The following is a 16,113-nucleotide window of genomic DNA, read 5'->3' as shown; positions in this document are numbered from 1 at the left end:
GGAGGCCCGGCAAAGCCTCACCCGTGAGCACCTGCGCAAGCAATGGCAAGTCTACAGCAACGGAGGGTGGAATGACTTCGGCTCTGCCGATTGGTGCCGCCAGGTGCACGTCCGCTCGGGTTGGATCAGGCGGCACATGCGCAAGTGCTTCTGGCGGCGCTGGCACGACCGCCACGGACGGCGCCATGCGCGGCGGCGCCTGGGCGTGCGAGGACACACGCTGGGGGTTGCCGGTTGTCGACGCGGTGCCTGGTTTATGGCGCGCCATCTCGTCATCAACCAAGCGCTAAAGGGCGCCACGCTGAATCGCCAGGGGTTCACCCCACCGTGGACGCTTGCAGGCTAAGAGGCTGTCTAAAAAGGGCCGCAGACCAGAGTCAGGAGTAGGCTGGGTCTCGTCCCTCGACCCAGCCTACCGATTTAAAATCAATGGCTTAGTTTTTAGACAGCCTCTAAGCCTGCTGGGCTCAACCGCCGGATGCGGAAAACCGCAGGTCCGGTGGTGTGGGAGGGCTGACGGGCGCAATCCCGTCAGCCCGACCCGATCCGCGTGGTCAACCGGCGGTCGGGGTCTGGGGAGAGACTGGGGTACATACGCTGAGACGGCGGCGTCGATCCCCATTGGGGGGGGGGTGACGGTGACCGTGGGTCCGCGGAATATGGATCGATGTGCTGGCCGGGCTGTCCGTATGGCCCTTGCCAGCGGCCCCGGGCCCCAGGTGATTTCTCCAAGGGTCGAAAGCTGTAGATTTCCCACGGATGCTCGGTGTAAGCGGGCTGGGAGGGATAGGGCATCGGTGGATTTGGTTGGGGTTGTTCCGGCGAGGGAGCTGGGTATCGCGAAGGCGGGTTGCGCGGCATTGTATAGCGGTCTCGGCGTCGGTCCGGATCGGGTGCTTGCCGATGCCGTTGCGCCTGCTCCGCCAAGGGTCTGAAGCGGTAACCGTCCGTATGGCTGCGAATCTGCGAGCCGTATGGGTCGCCATATGGATCGGGGACCCCGTAGTTACCATGATCAAGGCCGGGGTAGGGTTGCTCGGGATAGAATCCCCGCCTGCCGTAGCGCGGAGGGGCACTTTGCGCGCCGGGCCGGCCGGCCATCCCGTGATCGTGGCTTGGGGTCGGGAAACCGGATGTTCGGGGTTGGGGCCGCCGGTCGCCGGCGGAACCCGCGTTATCGCTCCGATTGCCGGAATCAGGAGGCTCATCCCCGGATCGCAAGATCAGAAAACAGACCACCAGGATTGCCAGGAGGCCGATGATGCGCGGTTTTGTAATCACATTGGATAGCAATGTCCCTGCCATAGGTGGGCCACGCCCCAGGCCCGGTATTCGGTTCAAAGAGAGGCCTCCGCCACCCGCGCCTCCGCGTCCTTGTCGCGTTCGATCAGGGCGTAGGCGGAGTGGTTGTGGATGGACTCAAAGTTCTCCGATTCCACGCGGTAGGCGCCCACCCGGTCGTCGTGGTTCAGCTTCCCGGCCACGTCCCGCACCATGTCTTCGACGAACTTGGGGTTGTTGTAGGCACGCTCGGTGACGTGTTTCTCGTCCGGGCGTTTGAGCAGACCATAGAGCTCACAGGAGGCCTCCTGCTCCACTAGCTCGATGAGCTCCTCGATCCAAATGAAACCCCTGCTGCGCACCTGCACCGTAACATGGGAACGCTGGTTGTGCGCGCCATAGTCGGAGATTTCCTTGGAGCAGGGACAGACGCTGGTCACGGGTACGACCACCTTGATGTACATTATGGGTTTACCGTGGCGGATCTCACCGATGAAGGTCACATCATAATCGAGCAGGCTCTGGACGCCGCTGACCGGGGCGGTCTTGTTGATGAAGTAGGGGAAGCTCATCTCGATGTGGCCTGCTTCGGATTCCAGGTGTTCGGCCATCTCACGGAGCATTTCCTTGAAGGAGGTGACGCTGAGCTCCCGCTCGTGGCCGTTGAGGATCTGCACGAAGCGGGACATGTGCGTGCCCTTGAAGTTATGGGGCAGATGCACGTACATGTTGAAGCTGGCTACCGTATGTTGCTCACCGTTGCTCCGGTCGTACACCCGCACGGGGTATCGAATGTCCTTGATGCCCACCTTGTCGATGGCAATGCGCCGGCTGTCGGCACTGCTCTGGACGTCGGCAATGGCCAGGGTGGCGGGGCTTGTCTTCAAGGCTGACTCCATGACTGATTCCTCGGAGCGGGAAGCGGCGACGCTAAGGCATGCTCCTAAGGCTAAGGTTCCGGCCGGACGAATCAAACATGGGGCTTGTCGGGTTTCTTTACGAGCGCCGCTGGACGAGGAACGGCGAATAAATGATTATCCGTGCCGACGCGGCCTGGGGCAACACAGCGGGGGTTGCAGTAGCAATCCTGAATGATTTGGCGTTGTTTGGAGGAATCTTTTCCCATAATCAACGCCAAATAACCCAGGATCGCTGAAGCCTGATGTTGCACCTAACCCTGAATCTGCGCCGCCGCTGGGCATTACGCAGGACCCCCGCCGGACCGCTGCGGGACTATCTGGAAACGCCCTTCCCGAAGCCGTCCATGGACTACCGGGATCTGGCGCTCCTCGCCGTCGACATCGAGACCACCGGGCTCGATCCGAAGCGAGACGACATCCTGAGCATGGGCTGGGTGAGCGTGCGGCACAACCGCATCGATCTTGGCGCTGCCTGCTATCGCCTGGTGCGGACCGCCCGTGCCATCCCGGAGGCCAGCGCCATCGTCCATCGGATCACCGACGACCAGGCGGCACGGGGGGAACTCCTGGACGATGTGCTCGCGGAGCTACTGAAAAGACTGGCGGGAAAGGCGATGATCGCGCACCATGCGACAGTGGAGAAGGGCTTCCTCAACGCCATCTGTCAACGGCTCTACGGGGTCGGGTTACCGGTACCCGTCATCGACACCCAGGTGCTGGCCAAACGTACCTTCGAGCGCCGCCACATCGCCTTCAGGGATTCGGATCTGCGTCTGCATGCCCTGGGCGAGCGTTACAATCTGCCCCGCTATGGGGCTCACAATGCCTTGAGCGATGCCCTCGCCGCAGCCGAGCTGTTCCTGGCTCAAGCGTCTTACCGGGACCGCGGCAAAGGAGTGCCCCTGCGGGATTTTTTGACCTGGTAAGGCAATGGCTGGCAAAACCGGCGACAAATGTTTAGCATGAAAATTTCTGTTTCTTTTCAGAATTGCTGTAGGCATCCTACCAACCGAAAGTGGAGACGGCTCTCATGACAGAGATCAAGGTCCATGATATTCCAGCCGAGATTGCGGCCAACGCCCACATCGATGCCGAAAAGTACGCAGCGATGTATCGACGTTCTGTCACTGATCCGGAGGGTTTTTGGGCGGAGCAGGCCGAGACGTTCGTAACCTGGAGCAGAAAGTGGGACCGGGTCAGCGATTACAGCTTCGACGCCGACAACCTCTACATCAAATGGTTCGAGGGCGGCCAGTTGAATGTGGCTTACAATTGTCTTGATCGCCACCTGGGCACCCGCGGCGATCAGGTGGCCATCGTTTGGGAAGGCGATGACCCGGCGGAGGACCGTCGGCTGACCTATCGTGAATTGTACGGGCAGGTGTGCAGACTGGGAAACGTGCTCAAATCCCGCGGCGTCAGGAAGGGCGACCGGGTCTGCATCTATATGCCGATGATTCCGGAGGCCGCGGTCGCCATGCTGGCTTGTGCGCGGATCGGCGCCGTCCACTCCGTTGTCTTCGGCGGTTTCTCCCCCGATTCCCTGCGCGACCGCATCCTGGACTCCGATTGTCGAACCCTGATCACCGCCGACGAGGGGATCCGCGGTGGGCGTCCGGTACCCTTGAAGAAGCATGCGGATACCGCCCTGGCCGAGTGCCCGAATGTGAGCACCGTCGTCGTGGTAAGGCGCACCGGCGGCACGACCGACTGGACCGACGGCCGTGACATCTGGTACCAAGAGGTCATGGCGACCGCCTCAGAGGACTGCCCGCCGCAAGCGATGGATGCCGAGGACCCGCTGTTCATCCTCTACACCTCCGGCTCCACTGGCAAGCCCAAGGGCGTGCTGCACACCACGGGCGGCTACCTGGTCTTCGCCGCCATCACCCACAAATACGCCTTCGACTACCGGGAGGGGGAGGTCTACTGGTGCACCGCGGATGTCGGTTGGGTCACCGGCCACACCTATATCCTTTACGGACCCCTGGCCAACGGGGCCAGCTCGCTCATGTTCGAGGGTCTCCCCAACTACCCGGATGCCTCCCGCTTCTGGCAGGTCGTGGACAAGCACAATGTCGCCATCTTCTATACCGCCCCCACCGCCATCCGCGCCCTGATGCGTGCCGGCGAGGGGCCCGTCAAGAAGACCTCCCGCAAGTCGTTGCGCATCCTCGGCACCGTGGGCGAGCCCATCAACCCCGAGGCCTGGGAGTGGTACTACCGGGTCGTGGGTGATGGGCGCTGCCCCATCGTCGACACCTGGTGGCAGACCGAGACCGGCGGCCACCTGATTACGCCTTTGCCCGGTGCGACTGCGCTCAAGCCGGGTTCCGCCTCGCGGCCCTTCTTCGGTGTCGTGCCGGCCCTGGTGGAGGTCGCCGACGGCACCCTGATCGAGGGTGCGGGGGAAGGTGCTTTGGTCATCACCCGACCCTGGCCGGCTATCATGCGCACCGTCTACGGCGATCACGCGCGCTTCACGGCGACCTACTTCACGCAGTACCCAGGCTATTACTTTACCGGTGACGGGGCACGCCGCGACGAGGACGGCTATTATTGGATCACCGGCCGCATCGACGACGTGCTGAACGTTTCCGGGCACCGGCTGGGCACCGCCGAGATCGAGTCCGCCCTGGTGCTGCACCCTCAGATAGCGGAAGCCGCCGTCGTCGGCTACCCGCATGACATCAAGGGCCAGGGCATCTACGCCTATGTAACCCCTATGGCCGATGTAGAGCCGAGCGATAATCTGAAAAAGGAGCTGACGGCGTTGGTCCGACGCGAGATCGGTCCCATCGCTACCCTGGATGTTATCCAATGGGCCCCCGGCCTTCCGAAAACCAGATCGGGCAAGATCATGCGCAGGATCCTGCGTAAAATCGCAGCCGACGAGATCGACACCCTGGGCGATACCTCTACCCTTGCCGATCCTGCCGTGGTCAGCGATCTGATCGACAACCGGGCCGGCCGTTAGGTATCACGGTTCGCCGAATTCGATACCGGGGTGGGTTTGGTCTTTTGTGATGTGGATCCGAAATTCCGGATCGGGACCAAGCCGGGGCATCGGGACCCTTGATAACATTTCCCACCCCCCGCATTTGGAGAGAAGCGATATGGATCCATGAAGAACGCTTGCCATGAGATTTTTCAACCCGCGAAGTCAAAGGTTCGACTTCGCGTGGACTGCCTATGCGATCGGTGATGCGATCGGATAGGTATCATCTTTTAGTTTGGATGATGGACCGAGAACCTGTAATCATCAATTACTTAAGTGAGGTTTATCTCTTGAGTTCCAATCTACGAGTCGGCGTATTCGTCGATGCTGAAAACGTCAGGTACAACGGTGGCTATCAGATGCGCTATGACGTGCTGCGCCGCTTCGCGGCCCGTGAAGGGGGGCATCTGCAGCGGCTCAACACCTATTTGGCCTTCGATTCGGAGCGCGCCAGGGAAGACCCGGATTACGCCAAGAAGTCCAGGATCTATCAACAGATGGTGCGGGATTTCGGATGGAAGATCACGGTCAAGCAGGTGCGCCGTTACACGGACGAAAACGGCAATGTCACCACCAAGGCCAACGCGGACCTGGACATGGCCGTGGACGCCATGTTGCAGGCACGCAATCTGGACCAAGTGCTGCTGGTCACGGGAGACGGGGATTTCCTGCAGGTGGTCAATGCCCTCCAGAACGTCGGTTGTCGGGTGGAGCTGATCGGCTTCAAGAACGTCTCGCGCCAGCTTCAACAAACAGTCGACACCTTTTACCCCGGTTTTCTGATCCCTGACCTGCTGCCCGTCTCCTATGAGCCCCGCAACGAATGGGGTCAGTCCGGTTCCTGCGTGCGCGGCATATGCACCAAGTGGTTCTTCGACAAGGGTTACGGCTTTATGCGGATCGTCAACCGCATCTCACCCAACTTGTGGGTCACGGATCCGCGCGAGCCGGACTCCCCCTATACCAGCGTCTTCTGTCACGCCAACGAGGTAGCCGATGAAGTGACGGAAGAAATGCTGATGAGTCGCGAGACCATCTTCGAGTTCTATCTCAGCGAGAGCGAGCAAAAGGACGACGGCCTGGTCGCCAACAATGTGCGCTTGGCGTTTTCCATTAATCGCTGACGGCCGGAGGGCCTTTAAGGATTCGAGGTAGTCGGATGGGGCAGGGAGGCTCCGCCATAAAGCACTAATCTTGTGCTTATAGCCTCTGATTTGCGTAAGCTGTTTCCAGATTCGGAAGCGGTCAACCGCGCACTTCGGAAATACGCCGAAGAACACCAGATGCCACTGTCTAACATTAGCAGTCTGGAATCCATCCGGAACCTTACAAAATTCGGAAATTGCTATGGATAGCCTCAATAATACCCATGATCCAAGGGAGCAACCCATGGCGCTTGTCAAAGTCCAGCGGGCGGCGCAGATCACCTTGCCGCGCCAGATCAAAGATGCTGCCCATCTGGCCGAAGGCGACTATCTGGAAGCCGAACTCACGAGCGAAGGCATCCTTTTGCGCCCGGTGAGTATCGGCAGCCGCGAGCCTTCCCCGGAACAGGAAACAGAAATCCTGGCCGTCGTCGATCAGGAACGCAAAGCCTATGCTGCGGAGCACCATCGTTGACACCTCTGTGCTGGTCAGCGCCTTTCTGTTCCCGGATAGTGTACCGGGGCGGGTTGTAGCGCTGGCTGAAGAAGGCGCTTATGCCCTGCATTTCTCGCCGATTATCCTCGAAGAGCTCAGGCGCTCCCTGTGCAATCCACGCCTGAGAAACGCCTATTCCTACAGCGACGCGAATCCAGGGACCGAAGCTCCGGGACTGTGCGTCCCCGCCGGGGATCGGTCGCCAAGGTGGATGCCTTGGTTTCAAGCCGGTCGAGGATCGTGAGTGCGTTCTGCAGGCTGTCCTCGGCGATGTAATAGATGATGGCTTCCAAATCCCCGCGCGCCGTGTCTGTCCATAGAACAGCGTATTCAACCATTCTCGACTTGGTTTCTCGCCAAACGGTCACGCAAGGTTGAGAAGACCTTGTCTTGCGCCGTCAGCTTACCGCGTTGAACGTCGACCTCGCCCTGGACCATAAGTTTGAGCAGCAGCAAGGCTTCCTGGCGACGCCGATGCGTATCGTAATCCTCCACCACGGCCCGCGCCTTGCCGTTTTGGGTCAATACGAGAGATTCCGACCCTTCCTGTATCTCCCGTAGCAACCGGCTGGCGTCGGACTTGAACTCGCTGAGGCTGATGACGGATTCCATCCTGAGTCTCTTAAATTCGATCTGAATTCGGTTTGACTCAGTGCAGGCAAGTTGCCAGGCAAATCAAGATTTTTCTATCCGCAGATTACGCAGATTTCCACAGATTGTTTCGTTTTTCATCTGTGGAAATCTGCATAATCTGCGGATTCAAAAGGAACCTGTAGGACCTAGCGTAACCGACTTAGAGACTGTCTAAAAAAGGGCTGTCAGCCAGAGTAAGGGGTAGGCTGGGTTGAGGAACGAAACCCAGCTTAAATAGACAAGCTTGATTTGCTGGGTCTCGTTCCTCGACCCAGCCTATCGACTTAAAATCAACTCGCATGAAGATGCGTGTGGATTCGCGTGATTCGTATACCGATTTTACTCGGGCATGTGGAATATTCGGGCTTGCCGGATCAGGTGTAATCTCTCGCCGGCTCGGGGATACGACCAGATCCATATCTTCCATAGGGACTGCACCCAGTAATACCTCGTCTCCAAGTACCAGGGCACCGACGTAACAAAACCTGTTTCCAAAATCCACACAGACCGGCCCGACATAGGGGACATTCTTCTTCCGGCCGTCGGCTACGGAGACTTCCCGCTCCGATTCCGTTTCAAGCTTCAGCTGTAAAGCCAAATGCTCGGGTATACAGAGTATAAGTGAACCCGCGTCAGCCAATGCCTCGGTTCTGATGGGGACCAGATCCGGTTCTTTGGGATTACTGAGTTCGATTTGTGCAACGACATGACCCATATTTTATCTCCCACCCCAGCTCACTTTGATGGGCACGCTGCGCTCGGTGCAGTCTACCGACCGTCACGGCTCGGAAACCTCCGGGGAATGACCACGACTTATAAACCATCCTGATGGGTGCTTGCTTTGCCCATCCTACGGGCTGGTGCATAGTCTTCTCAAGAAATCTGCGCGAATCTGCGTAATCTGCGGATCAAAAGCGAAAGGCGAAGTGCGCCGGCTTAAGCAGCGCGGTCTGATGGGACCCTTCATGAGGGCTTCTTACGCTGGTGCCCCGCTTTCTCCAGCTCGTCCAGGTATTCTTTCCACCAGGCCTCCTGGTTGGTGCCGAGGTTATACAGGTAGTCCCAGGAATAGATCCCGGTGTTGTGGGTGTCGTCGAAGTGCGGGCGGACGGCGTAGTTGCCTACCGGCTCGATCTTCTCGATGGCGACCTCTTCTTTGTCGAGCTGGAGCACCCGCTGGCCCGGCCCGTGGCCTTGGACCTCCGCCGAGGGGGAGTAGACGCGCAGGTACTCGCAGGGCAGGTTGAAGTGGGTGCCGTCGTCGAAGGTGATCTCCAACACCCGGGATTGGCGGTGCAGGTTGAGCTCGGTGGGTACGGGCATGTTCGTCTCCGGTTTGCGATTTCTAAACTTTCTAAAGGATATACCGCGACAGGTCCTCATCCGCCGCCAGCTCCGAGAGATGCTGGTCCACATAGGCCGCGTCCACGGTGACCGTGACCCGGTCGAGGTCGGCGGCATGGAAGGAGACGTCCTCCAACAGCCGTTCGAGGACCGTGTGCAGGCGCCGCGCCCCGATGTTCTCGGTGCGTTCATTGACCTGCCAGGCGGTCTCGGCGATCCGCCGAATGCCGTCTTGGGTAAAGTCCAGGCTGACGCCTTCGGTCCCCATCAGGGCCTTGTACTGATCGGTCAGGGAGGCGTCCGGCTCGGTCAGGATGCGGACGAAGTCTTCCGTGGTGAGTGCCTTGAGCTCGACGCGGATCGGGAGTCGGCCCTGGAGCTCGGGGATCAGATCCGAGGGCTTGGCCAGGTGGAAGGCCCCGGAGGCGATGAACAGGATGTGATCCGTGCGCACGGAGCCGTACTTGGAGGAGACGGTGCAGCCTTCGACCAGCGGGAGCAGATCCCGCTGCACGCCCTCGCGCGAGATATCCGCGCCGCTGGTGTGCTCGGAACGCTTGGTGACCTTGTCGAGCTCGTCCAGAAAGACGATGCCGTTCTGTTCCACGCTCTCCACTGCGCGCAGCTTGAGGTCCTCGTCGTTGATGCGCTTGGCCGCTTCCTCGTCGCTGAGCAGCTTGAGGGCGTCGCGGATCTTCAGCTTGCGCCGCCTGGTACGGCCCTGGCCCAGGTTCTGGAACAGTCCCTGGAGCTGGTTGGTCATCTCTTCCATGCCGGGTGGGGCCATGATCTCTACCCCAATGGGGGTGGCGCTGACCTGAATCTCGATCTCTTTTTCGTCCAGGTCACCACGGCGCAGCTTGTCGCGGAATTTTTCCCGGGTCACCGGGGAGGGGCCGCCGGAACGGCTGTCTTCTTCGAAGTTGGTGGGCGGGGGCAGCAGGACTTCCAGGACCCGCTCTTCGGCGGCAGCCTCGGCCTGGGTCGCCACCTTATCCAGCTCCTGCTCTCGGGCCATCTTCACCGCCGCGTCCACCAGCTCCCGGATGATGGATTCCACGTCCCGGCCCACGTAGCCGACCTCCGTGAATTTGGTCGCCTCCACCTTGATGAAAGGGGCGTCAGCGAGCTTGGCCAGGCGGCGCGCGATCTCGGTCTTACCCACACCCGTGGGTCCGATCATGAGGATGTTCTTGGGCGTGATCTCGGTGCGTAGGGGCTCTTCTATCTGTGCTCGCCGCCAGCGGTTGCGCAGGGCGACGGCAACCGCGCGCTTGGCTTCTTCTTGGCCGATGATGTGCTTGTCGAGCTCGGCTACGATGCGTTTGGGGGTGATGTCCGACATGAGTACTCAAAAATGCTTAAGATCGCGTTAGCGCCACCAAGTGGTGCGTAACCTGGAAGGAATCTTTTTGATCCGGAGATGAGGTGTGCGGCTTATCCCACTGCCGCGGATAGCTCTTCCAACACCAACCGATGGTTGGTGTAGACGCAGATGTCGGCGGCGATGCCGAGCGCCCGCTCGACGATTTCGCGGGCGCCGAGCTCGGTGCTGTCAAGCAGCGCCCTGGCCGCCGCCTGGGCGAAAGACCCGCCGGAGCCGATGGCCATCAGATCCTGTTCCGGCTCAATCACATCTCCGGTGCCGGAGATGATCAGCGAGGTTGTGGTATCCGCTACGCATAACAGGGCCTCAAGGCGCCGCAGCATGCGATCGGTACGCCAATCCTTCGCCAGCTCCACCGCTGAGCGGGTGAGGTGACCCTGGTGCTTTTCCAGCTTGCCCTCGAAACGCTCGAATAGTGTGAAGGCGTCTGCCGTGGCCCCGGCAAATCCGGCCAATACCCGCTCTTTGTAGAGTCGGCGTACCTTACGCGCATTGCCCTTGATTACCGTCTGCCCCATGGACACCTGGCCGTCACCGCCGATGACCACCTGCCCGCTGCGCCGGACAGAAAGGATGGTTGTGCCGTGAAATGTTTCCATCGCTGCCTGTTCTGCTCGCCTCAAGGGTATCTTGAAAAATTCGGTAGTGGTAAATTTTTAAGTGGTTTAGCGTAGAGGGGCTCATTAACCACGCCCCATTTCTTGTTTGATCCCCTCTCCCCGGTCCTCTCCCAGAGGGAGAGGGGGTGCAATGCGTGGCGTGCCCGACACACTGCTAGCGGCGATGTTTCCATTTAAACCTTAACCACTACCAAAAATTCAAGGTTCCCTCAAAAAAGGATACCTGAACATCTGCCGAAGGGGTCCGGTCGATCCATTCCCCGGATCTTGCGGCCGATTTTTCGACTCAAGTCTTTCGACTCAGGGCCATAGCTTGAGTATGGTCACGATAAGACCACCCACGGTCAGGGTGGTGGCATAGGACCACATCATGAAGCGGTCGATACGCCTGGTCAGTCCCTCGAAACGCTTATTCATCTCGTTCTGCAGGGTCTCGAAGCGCTTGTCAACAGTCGCAAAGTGCTTGTCGACGGCCTCAAAGCGTTTGTCAACGGCTTCAAAGCGCCGGTTCATCTCTTCCTGCATGATTTCGAAACGCTTGTCGATGGCAGCGAAGCGTCGGTTCATCTCCTCCTGCATGAGCTCGAAGCGCTTGTCCATCTCGTTGCGTAAAACATCGAGATGCTTGTTGACAGCCTCGAAGCGTTTGTCGACAGCCTCGAAGCGTTTGTCGAGGGTCTCGAAGCGTTTGTCGAGGGCAACAAAGCGCTTGTCCATCTGCTCCAGGATGGTCTTGAGCAGCTCGCGCTGGTGCTTGAGTTCTTCTTCGACGCGCAGTATTCGCTCGCGCAGCTCGATCTCGTAGACCGCCGGCGGTTTGCTTAAGGATTGCTCAGCGAGCCATTCGCCCAGGTGGTCCTTGATGAACGCGATGTCTTCTGCGGCAAGATTCATAGTATCGGTGGATGCAGGGGAGATGCGATCAAGTATACCCTTCGCTTCACCGCGATGGGGAACGAGGTCTTTTCGCTCCCGAGGGAGCGCCTGTAGCTTGCTTTTCGATTAATGGGAATCTTTTTTTCTCGCCCGCGGGTGGGCCTGGTCATAGACCTGGGCCAGGTGTTGGAAATCCAGGTGGGTGTAGATCTGGGTGGTGCCTATATCCGAGTGGCCCAGGAGCTCTTGTACCGCGCGCAGGTCTCCGGAGGACTCTAGCAGGTGGCTTGCAAACGAGTGGCGCAACAGGTGGGGGTGGAGATTGCGCGTGGCCCCCCGCGCCAGAGCCCAGTGCTGCAATCGCTGTTGCACCGTGCGCGGATGGATGCGATTGCCGCGCCGGCTGACGAACAGGGCCTTCTGGTCCGTTGCCGCGTAGTTGCCTCGCACCTTCAGCCAGCGGCCGATGGCCTTGAGGGCCTGGTTTCCCACGGGCACCCGCCTGGTCTTTGCCCCCTTACCCGTGACCTCCAGGGTAGCATCGTCCCCATCGATGTCCCCGATATCGATGGCGACCAGTTCTGCCAACCGCAGCCCGGAAGAGTAGAAGAGCTCGATCATGGCCGTGTCCCGCAGCATCAACGGCTCGGCATCCGGTTGGTCGAGCAGGCTACAGAGCTGATCCGCGTCCAGGGTAGTGGGCAGCTTACGAGCCGCCTTGGGGGCACGCACCCCCTGGGCCGGGTTCCGGTCCACTACCCCTTCCCGCAACAGATAGCGATAGAAGCTACGTAGGGCAGCCAGCTCTCTTTGCAGCGTCTTTCCGGAGACGCCGCCGCGGTGGCGCCAGGCGACGTAGCTGCGGACCGTCTGTTGGTCGAGTCGCTTCCAGGGGTCTGTCCTTGCGCCCCGGAGCCAATCGCGAAAGCGCGTGAGGTCGCGACGGTAGCTGCTCAGGGTGTGGTCGGATAGCTGACGCTCGTGGGCCAGGTGTTGTAAGAAGGCTGCGAGCAAGTCTTCAAGCCCAGGCTCAGCGATCGATTCAGCCATCGATTCGGTGCAAGGTGCGTAATTTTTGGCTGACGATTTCTCCCAAACGGTCGAGGAGGTCGGTGCCCATGTCCGTGCCGAAACGCCCGCGATCATGGCTGCCGATGGCCAAGACACCGGAACGGCCATCCATACGTATCGGGATGAGGGCGGCCGAGCCGATGGCCCCGCCTTGCTCGCCGAAGAGAATGCCGTTGTGCTCAGGGTCCAGGGGGCCGCATAGGGAGCGCTCCCGGTCGAGGAATTGAATGAAGGCTGCGACCTTCGGGTCCGAATCGGAGTCGTCGGATTCCAGGGGAAACAGCTTCAGGGTCACTGCCTCGGTGTCGAACTGCCGACACAGGGCCTCGCGCAGTACTGCTTCTACCTGCTCCGGGTCTTGAGCGGCGATAAGCCGCAGGGACAGGTCGTGAAGCCGTACGGACAGGGCCTCGAAATTCCGGGCCCGCGCAATCAGCTGGACAAGCCGCCGTCGCTCGGTCCGGAGCTGACCGCGCAATACCCCTACCTGGTGTTCGATCAGGGATACGGCCTGCCCGGCCGCATGGGGCACCCGCAGCTCGGCCACCAGGTCCGGATGGCGCTCGAAGAACTCCGGGTGTGCCGCAAGATACTCGGCGACCGCATCCTCGGCGATGATCTCCGCAGGACCGCGGTCCTCCTCCACCCGCCGGGTAGTCATGGCTCGAATTCCCCCTCAAAGACGCTCACGGCCGGTCCCGTCATCCAGATGGTCCCGGATTCATCCGGCCACTCTATCACCAATTCTCCGCCCGGCAGGTTCACCCGCACCCGCTCGGCAAGCAGTCCCCAACGGCGTCCCACCGCGACCGCGGCGCAGGCACCCGTGCCGCAGGCCAGGGTCTCACCCACACCTCGTTCATAAACACGCAGTCGGATATTGCTCGCATCCAGGACCTGCATGAACCCGGCATTCACCCGCCGCGGGAAACGCGCATGGCTTTCTATCAGGGCACCGAGCGTCGGGACCGGGGTGGCCGCGAGGTCCTCGACCCGGAGCACCGCATGGGGATTGCCCATGGAGACCGCGCCGATGTCCAGCGTCCCACCTTCGACCTCCAGCGGGTAATGTTCGGCAGCGGCGTCCGCGACAAAGGGGATACGCTCGGGCTCGAACCTGGGCACGCCCATGTCCACCCGCACCAGGCCATCTTCCTCCAGATAGAGCCTAATGTCCCCGACCGCTGTGCCTACACAGAGCACGCGCTTGGCGGTGAGGCCCTTGTCGGTGACGAAACGGGCAAAGCAGCGGGCGCCGTTGCCGCACTGCTCCACCTCCGAACCGTCGGCGTTGAAGATCCGGTAGTAGAAGTCCATGGCTGGGCTGCGGGGTTGCTCTACCAGCAGGATCTGATCGCAGCCGACGCCGAAGTGCCGGTCCGCCAGCCGGCGGCAAAGCTCGGGTGTCGGCATGACCCTCTGGCGAAGGGTATCGAAGACGACGAAGTCGTTGCCTAATCCGTGCATTTTAGTAAAACGCAAACCCATTTCCTGAAATGAACCTGCAAATCAGCATATAAGAAACTGAAATCGTTTACTCCTTGGAAGAATTTTATACGCACTCACCCTGGGTGGACAAGGCGAAAGGTTGACAATCTGTGACAGCCTCTTAGAAAATGTTTAGTTTACTTCTATAGCATAGAATATCCGAAGGAGCCTTCAGTTTGGCCAATTCATCCCAAGCTCGAAAGCGTGCCCGCCAGGCGGAGCAGCGCCGTCGGCATAACGCGTCTTTTCGCAGTGCGATGCGCACTGCTATAAAGAAGGTCGTCAGGCCCATCCAGGCAGGCGACAAGCAGGCCGCGGCGGATGCCTTCAAGGCGGCCGTTCCGGTCATCGACAGTGCGGTTGGCAAGGGGCTCATCCACCGTAACAAGGCGGCCCGGCACAAGCGGCGGTTCAACGCCGATATCAAGGCCATGCCCTGATGGAAAAGCCGGCTTCCACGCCGGTTTTTCTTTGCTGTGAGGCGGTGGACACCCTGCGTGCAGGCCACGCGGGGGATAATATGGGTGTAGGTTGCGTTAAGACGCTGGCACTGATCGAGCAGACGATCAGCGGGCCTTGGTGCGTCGAACGCAACACGTCAAACCCTGTCCCGACGCAGGAGGGATCTTTTCCCTCCTGACAACACCAAATAATTCAGAATTGCTTTGGGTCTGAGAATGCAAAATAAGGCGGAACGGGGTACTAGTTATCCCGTGACTCGTATGCGTCGCATGCGCCGCGATGATTTCTCCCGCCGGTTGATGCGGGAGACACATTTGACACCGGATGATCTGATCTACCCGGTATTCGTCCTGGAGGGGACCAACCGGCGGGAGCCCGTAGCCTCCATGCCAGGGGTGGAGCGGCTGAGCATCGACCTGCTGGTGGAAGAGGCCTGGGAGCTCCAGACCCTGGGCATCCCGGCCATGGCGCTGTTTCCCGTCACCCCGGCGGCGGCCAAATCCGAGGATGCCCGTGAGGCCTACAATCCCGACGGACTGGCCCAGCGGGCCGTGCGGGCCCTGAAGGAGGCCTTGCCGGACCTGGGTGTGATCACGGACGTGGCTTTGGACCCCTTTACCACCCACGGCCAGGACGGTCTCATCGACGAGACCGGCTATGTCCTGAATGATGAGACGGTGGAGGTGCTCATCCGCCAAGCCCTGTCCCACGCCGAGGCTGGGGCGGACGTGGTTGCGCCCTCGGACATGATGGACGGGCGCATCGGCGCCATCCGTGTGGCTCTGGAGGAAGCGGGCAGAATCCACACGCGCATCCTGGCCTATTCGGCCAAGTACGCCTCCGGCTTCTACGGCCCTTTCCGCGCTGCCGTGGGCTCCGCCGCCAGCCTGGGCAGTGGCAACAAATACAGCTACCAGATGGATCCGGCCAACGGCGATGAGGCTATGCGTGAGGTGGCCCTGGATCTGCGCGAAGGGGCCGACATGGTCATGATCAAGCCCGGCATGCCTTATCTGGACCTGGTCCGACGCGTCAAGGACCGCTTCGGGGCCCCGACCTTTGTGTACCAGGTCAGCGGCGAGTACGCCATGCTCAAGGCCGCGAGCCGGAACGGCTGGTTGGAAGAACAGGCCGTCGTCCTCGAGGCCCTGATCTGTATCAAACGTGCCGGGGCGGACGCTATCCTGACTTACTACGCGAAGGATGTTGCCCGCTGGCTTTAGGTCCTGTTGACAGTTAACCCTAACCGACGGTTTCCATATATTAAGAGGCTGTCTGGTTAAAATGGATCCGAGCGTCGGGTTGCGTTACGCCACGTTCGGCGCCGTGCCGGTCCGGGCGCGGTCCGGGGTTATTTGGCGTTGGTTGTGGGAAAAGATCCCTCCTGCGTCG

General features: G+C 60.4%; 18 protein-coding genes and 1 pseudogene. 8 read left to right on the top strand and 11 right to left on the bottom strand.

Annotated elements, in window-relative coordinates; genetic code table 11:
* Positions 1 to 346, top strand: a 346-nt coding sequence (locus BQ17_RS22705; protein ID WP_500784423.1) for a hypothetical protein, incomplete at its 5' end; no start/stop codon positions are given.
* Between the two features lie 991 nt (positions 347 to 1,337).
* Here the strand turns inward: BQ17_RS22705 and folE2 are convergent.
* Complete coding sequence (folE2, locus tag BQ17_RS12275) at positions 1,338 to 2,180, bottom strand: GTP cyclohydrolase FolE2 (RefSeq protein WP_089727462.1); 843 nt, start codon at positions 2,178 to 2,180, stop codon at positions 1,338 to 1,340.
* 263 nt (positions 2,181 to 2,443) lie between these two features.
* Between folE2 and BQ17_RS12270 the strand changes: the two genes are divergently transcribed.
* The 5 genes and pseudogenes from BQ17_RS12270 to BQ17_RS24205 all read left to right on the top strand — a co-directional run.
* Positions 2,444 to 3,127, top strand: coding sequence for an exonuclease domain-containing protein (locus tag BQ17_RS12270; RefSeq protein ID WP_089727460.1), 684 nt, complete (start codon positions 2,444 to 2,446; stop codon positions 3,125 to 3,127).
* Positions 3,128 to 3,231: 104 nt separating this feature from the next.
* Complete coding sequence (gene acs / locus BQ17_RS12265; protein ID WP_089727457.1) at positions 3,232 to 5,178, top strand: acetate--CoA ligase; 1,947 nt, start codon at positions 3,232 to 3,234, stop codon at positions 5,176 to 5,178.
* Positions 5,179 to 5,489: 311 nt separating this feature from the next.
* Positions 5,490 to 6,323, top strand: coding sequence for a LabA-like NYN domain-containing protein (locus tag BQ17_RS12260; RefSeq protein ID WP_089727466.1), 834 nt, complete (start codon positions 5,490 to 5,492; stop codon positions 6,321 to 6,323).
* A 265-nt stretch (positions 6,324 to 6,588) separates the two neighbouring features.
* A complete protein-coding gene (locus BQ17_RS12255; protein ID WP_176722407.1) occupies positions 6,589 to 6,819 on the top strand; it encodes an AbrB/MazE/SpoVT family DNA-binding domain-containing protein in 231 nt (76 codons plus the stop codon).
* Positions 6,797 to 6,910, top strand: a pseudogene (locus tag BQ17_RS24205) (hypothetical protein); the annotation flags it as partial. The gene BQ17_RS12255 and the pseudogene BQ17_RS24205, both read left to right, overlap by 23 nt.
* Positions 6,911 to 6,935: 25 nt before the next feature.
* Here BQ17_RS24205 and BQ17_RS23420 read toward each other — a convergent pair.
* From BQ17_RS23420 to dapF, 10 genes are all read right to left on the bottom strand, one after another.
* On the bottom strand, positions 6,936 to 7,178 hold the full coding sequence (locus BQ17_RS23420; RefSeq protein WP_089727451.1) for a type II toxin-antitoxin system RelE/ParE family toxin: 243 nt from the start codon (positions 7,176 to 7,178) through the stop codon (positions 6,936 to 6,938).
* Positions 7,171 to 7,452: a type II toxin-antitoxin system Phd/YefM family antitoxin gene (locus BQ17_RS12240; protein WP_089727449.1), complete on the bottom strand. Its 282-nt coding sequence runs from the start codon at positions 7,450 to 7,452 to the stop codon at positions 7,171 to 7,173. Before BQ17_RS12240 ends, BQ17_RS23420 begins: the two co-directional genes overlap by 8 nt.
* Positions 7,453 to 7,633: 181 nt before the next feature.
* Positions 7,634 to 8,188, bottom strand: coding sequence for a pepsin/retropepsin-like aspartic protease family protein (locus BQ17_RS12235; RefSeq protein WP_256091571.1), 555 nt, complete (start codon positions 8,186 to 8,188; stop codon positions 7,634 to 7,636).
* A gap of 248 nt (positions 8,189 to 8,436) precedes the next feature.
* Positions 8,437 to 8,796 (bottom strand): gamma-butyrobetaine hydroxylase family protein, encoded by a 360-nt coding sequence (locus BQ17_RS12230; RefSeq protein WP_089727447.1) that lies wholly within the window; start codon positions 8,794 to 8,796, stop codon positions 8,437 to 8,439.
* A gap of 31 nt (positions 8,797 to 8,827) precedes the next feature.
* Positions 8,828 to 10,162, bottom strand: coding sequence for an ATP-dependent protease ATPase subunit HslU (hslU, locus tag BQ17_RS12225; protein ID WP_089727445.1), 1,335 nt, complete (start codon positions 10,160 to 10,162; stop codon positions 8,828 to 8,830).
* Positions 10,163 to 10,254: 92 nt separating this feature from the next.
* The gene (gene hslV, locus BQ17_RS12220) at positions 10,255 to 10,803 is read right to left on the bottom strand and encodes an ATP-dependent protease subunit HslV (protein ID WP_089727443.1); all 549 of its coding nucleotides are present in this window, start codon (positions 10,801 to 10,803) and stop codon (positions 10,255 to 10,257) included.
* A gap of 321 nt (positions 10,804 to 11,124) precedes the next feature.
* Positions 11,125 to 11,718, bottom strand: a complete 594-nt coding sequence (locus tag BQ17_RS12215; protein ID WP_089727441.1) for a hypothetical protein — start codon at positions 11,716 to 11,718, stop codon at positions 11,125 to 11,127.
* A gap of 108 nt (positions 11,719 to 11,826) precedes the next feature.
* Positions 11,827 to 12,750 (bottom strand): tyrosine recombinase XerC, encoded by a 924-nt coding sequence (gene xerC / locus BQ17_RS12210; RefSeq protein WP_089727439.1) that lies wholly within the window; start codon positions 12,748 to 12,750, stop codon positions 11,827 to 11,829.
* Entirely contained in the window at positions 12,743 to 13,432 is a 690-nt protein-coding gene (locus BQ17_RS12205) for a DUF484 family protein (RefSeq protein ID WP_089727437.1), read from the bottom strand. The genes xerC and BQ17_RS12205 overlap by 8 nt, the downstream gene beginning before the upstream one ends.
* A complete protein-coding gene (gene dapF, locus BQ17_RS12200; protein WP_089727435.1) occupies positions 13,429 to 14,259 on the bottom strand; it encodes a diaminopimelate epimerase in 831 nt (276 codons plus the stop codon). Before dapF ends, BQ17_RS12205 begins: the two co-directional genes overlap by 4 nt.
* 176 nt (positions 14,260 to 14,435) lie before the next feature.
* Between dapF and rpsT the strand changes: the two genes are divergently transcribed.
* Both rpsT and hemB read left to right on the top strand, forming a co-directional pair.
* Positions 14,436 to 14,699, top strand: coding sequence for a 30S ribosomal protein S20 (gene rpsT, locus BQ17_RS12195; protein ID WP_089727433.1), 264 nt, complete (start codon positions 14,436 to 14,438; stop codon positions 14,697 to 14,699).
* Positions 14,700 to 14,936: 237 nt separating this feature from the next.
* Positions 14,937 to 15,944, top strand: coding sequence for a porphobilinogen synthase (gene hemB, locus BQ17_RS12190; protein ID WP_089727430.1), 1,008 nt, complete (start codon positions 14,937 to 14,939; stop codon positions 15,942 to 15,944).
* Positions 15,945 to 16,113 lie beyond the last annotated feature (169 nt).

This window comes from Candidatus Thiosymbion oneisti (assembly GCF_900092655.1).
GTDB classification, from domain to species: Bacteria; Pseudomonadota; Gammaproteobacteria; order Chromatiales; family Chromatiaceae; genus Thiosymbion; species Thiosymbion oneisti.
Note: the sequence above shows the minus strand (reverse complement) of the source record. Positions and strands in the feature narration are given on the sequence as shown.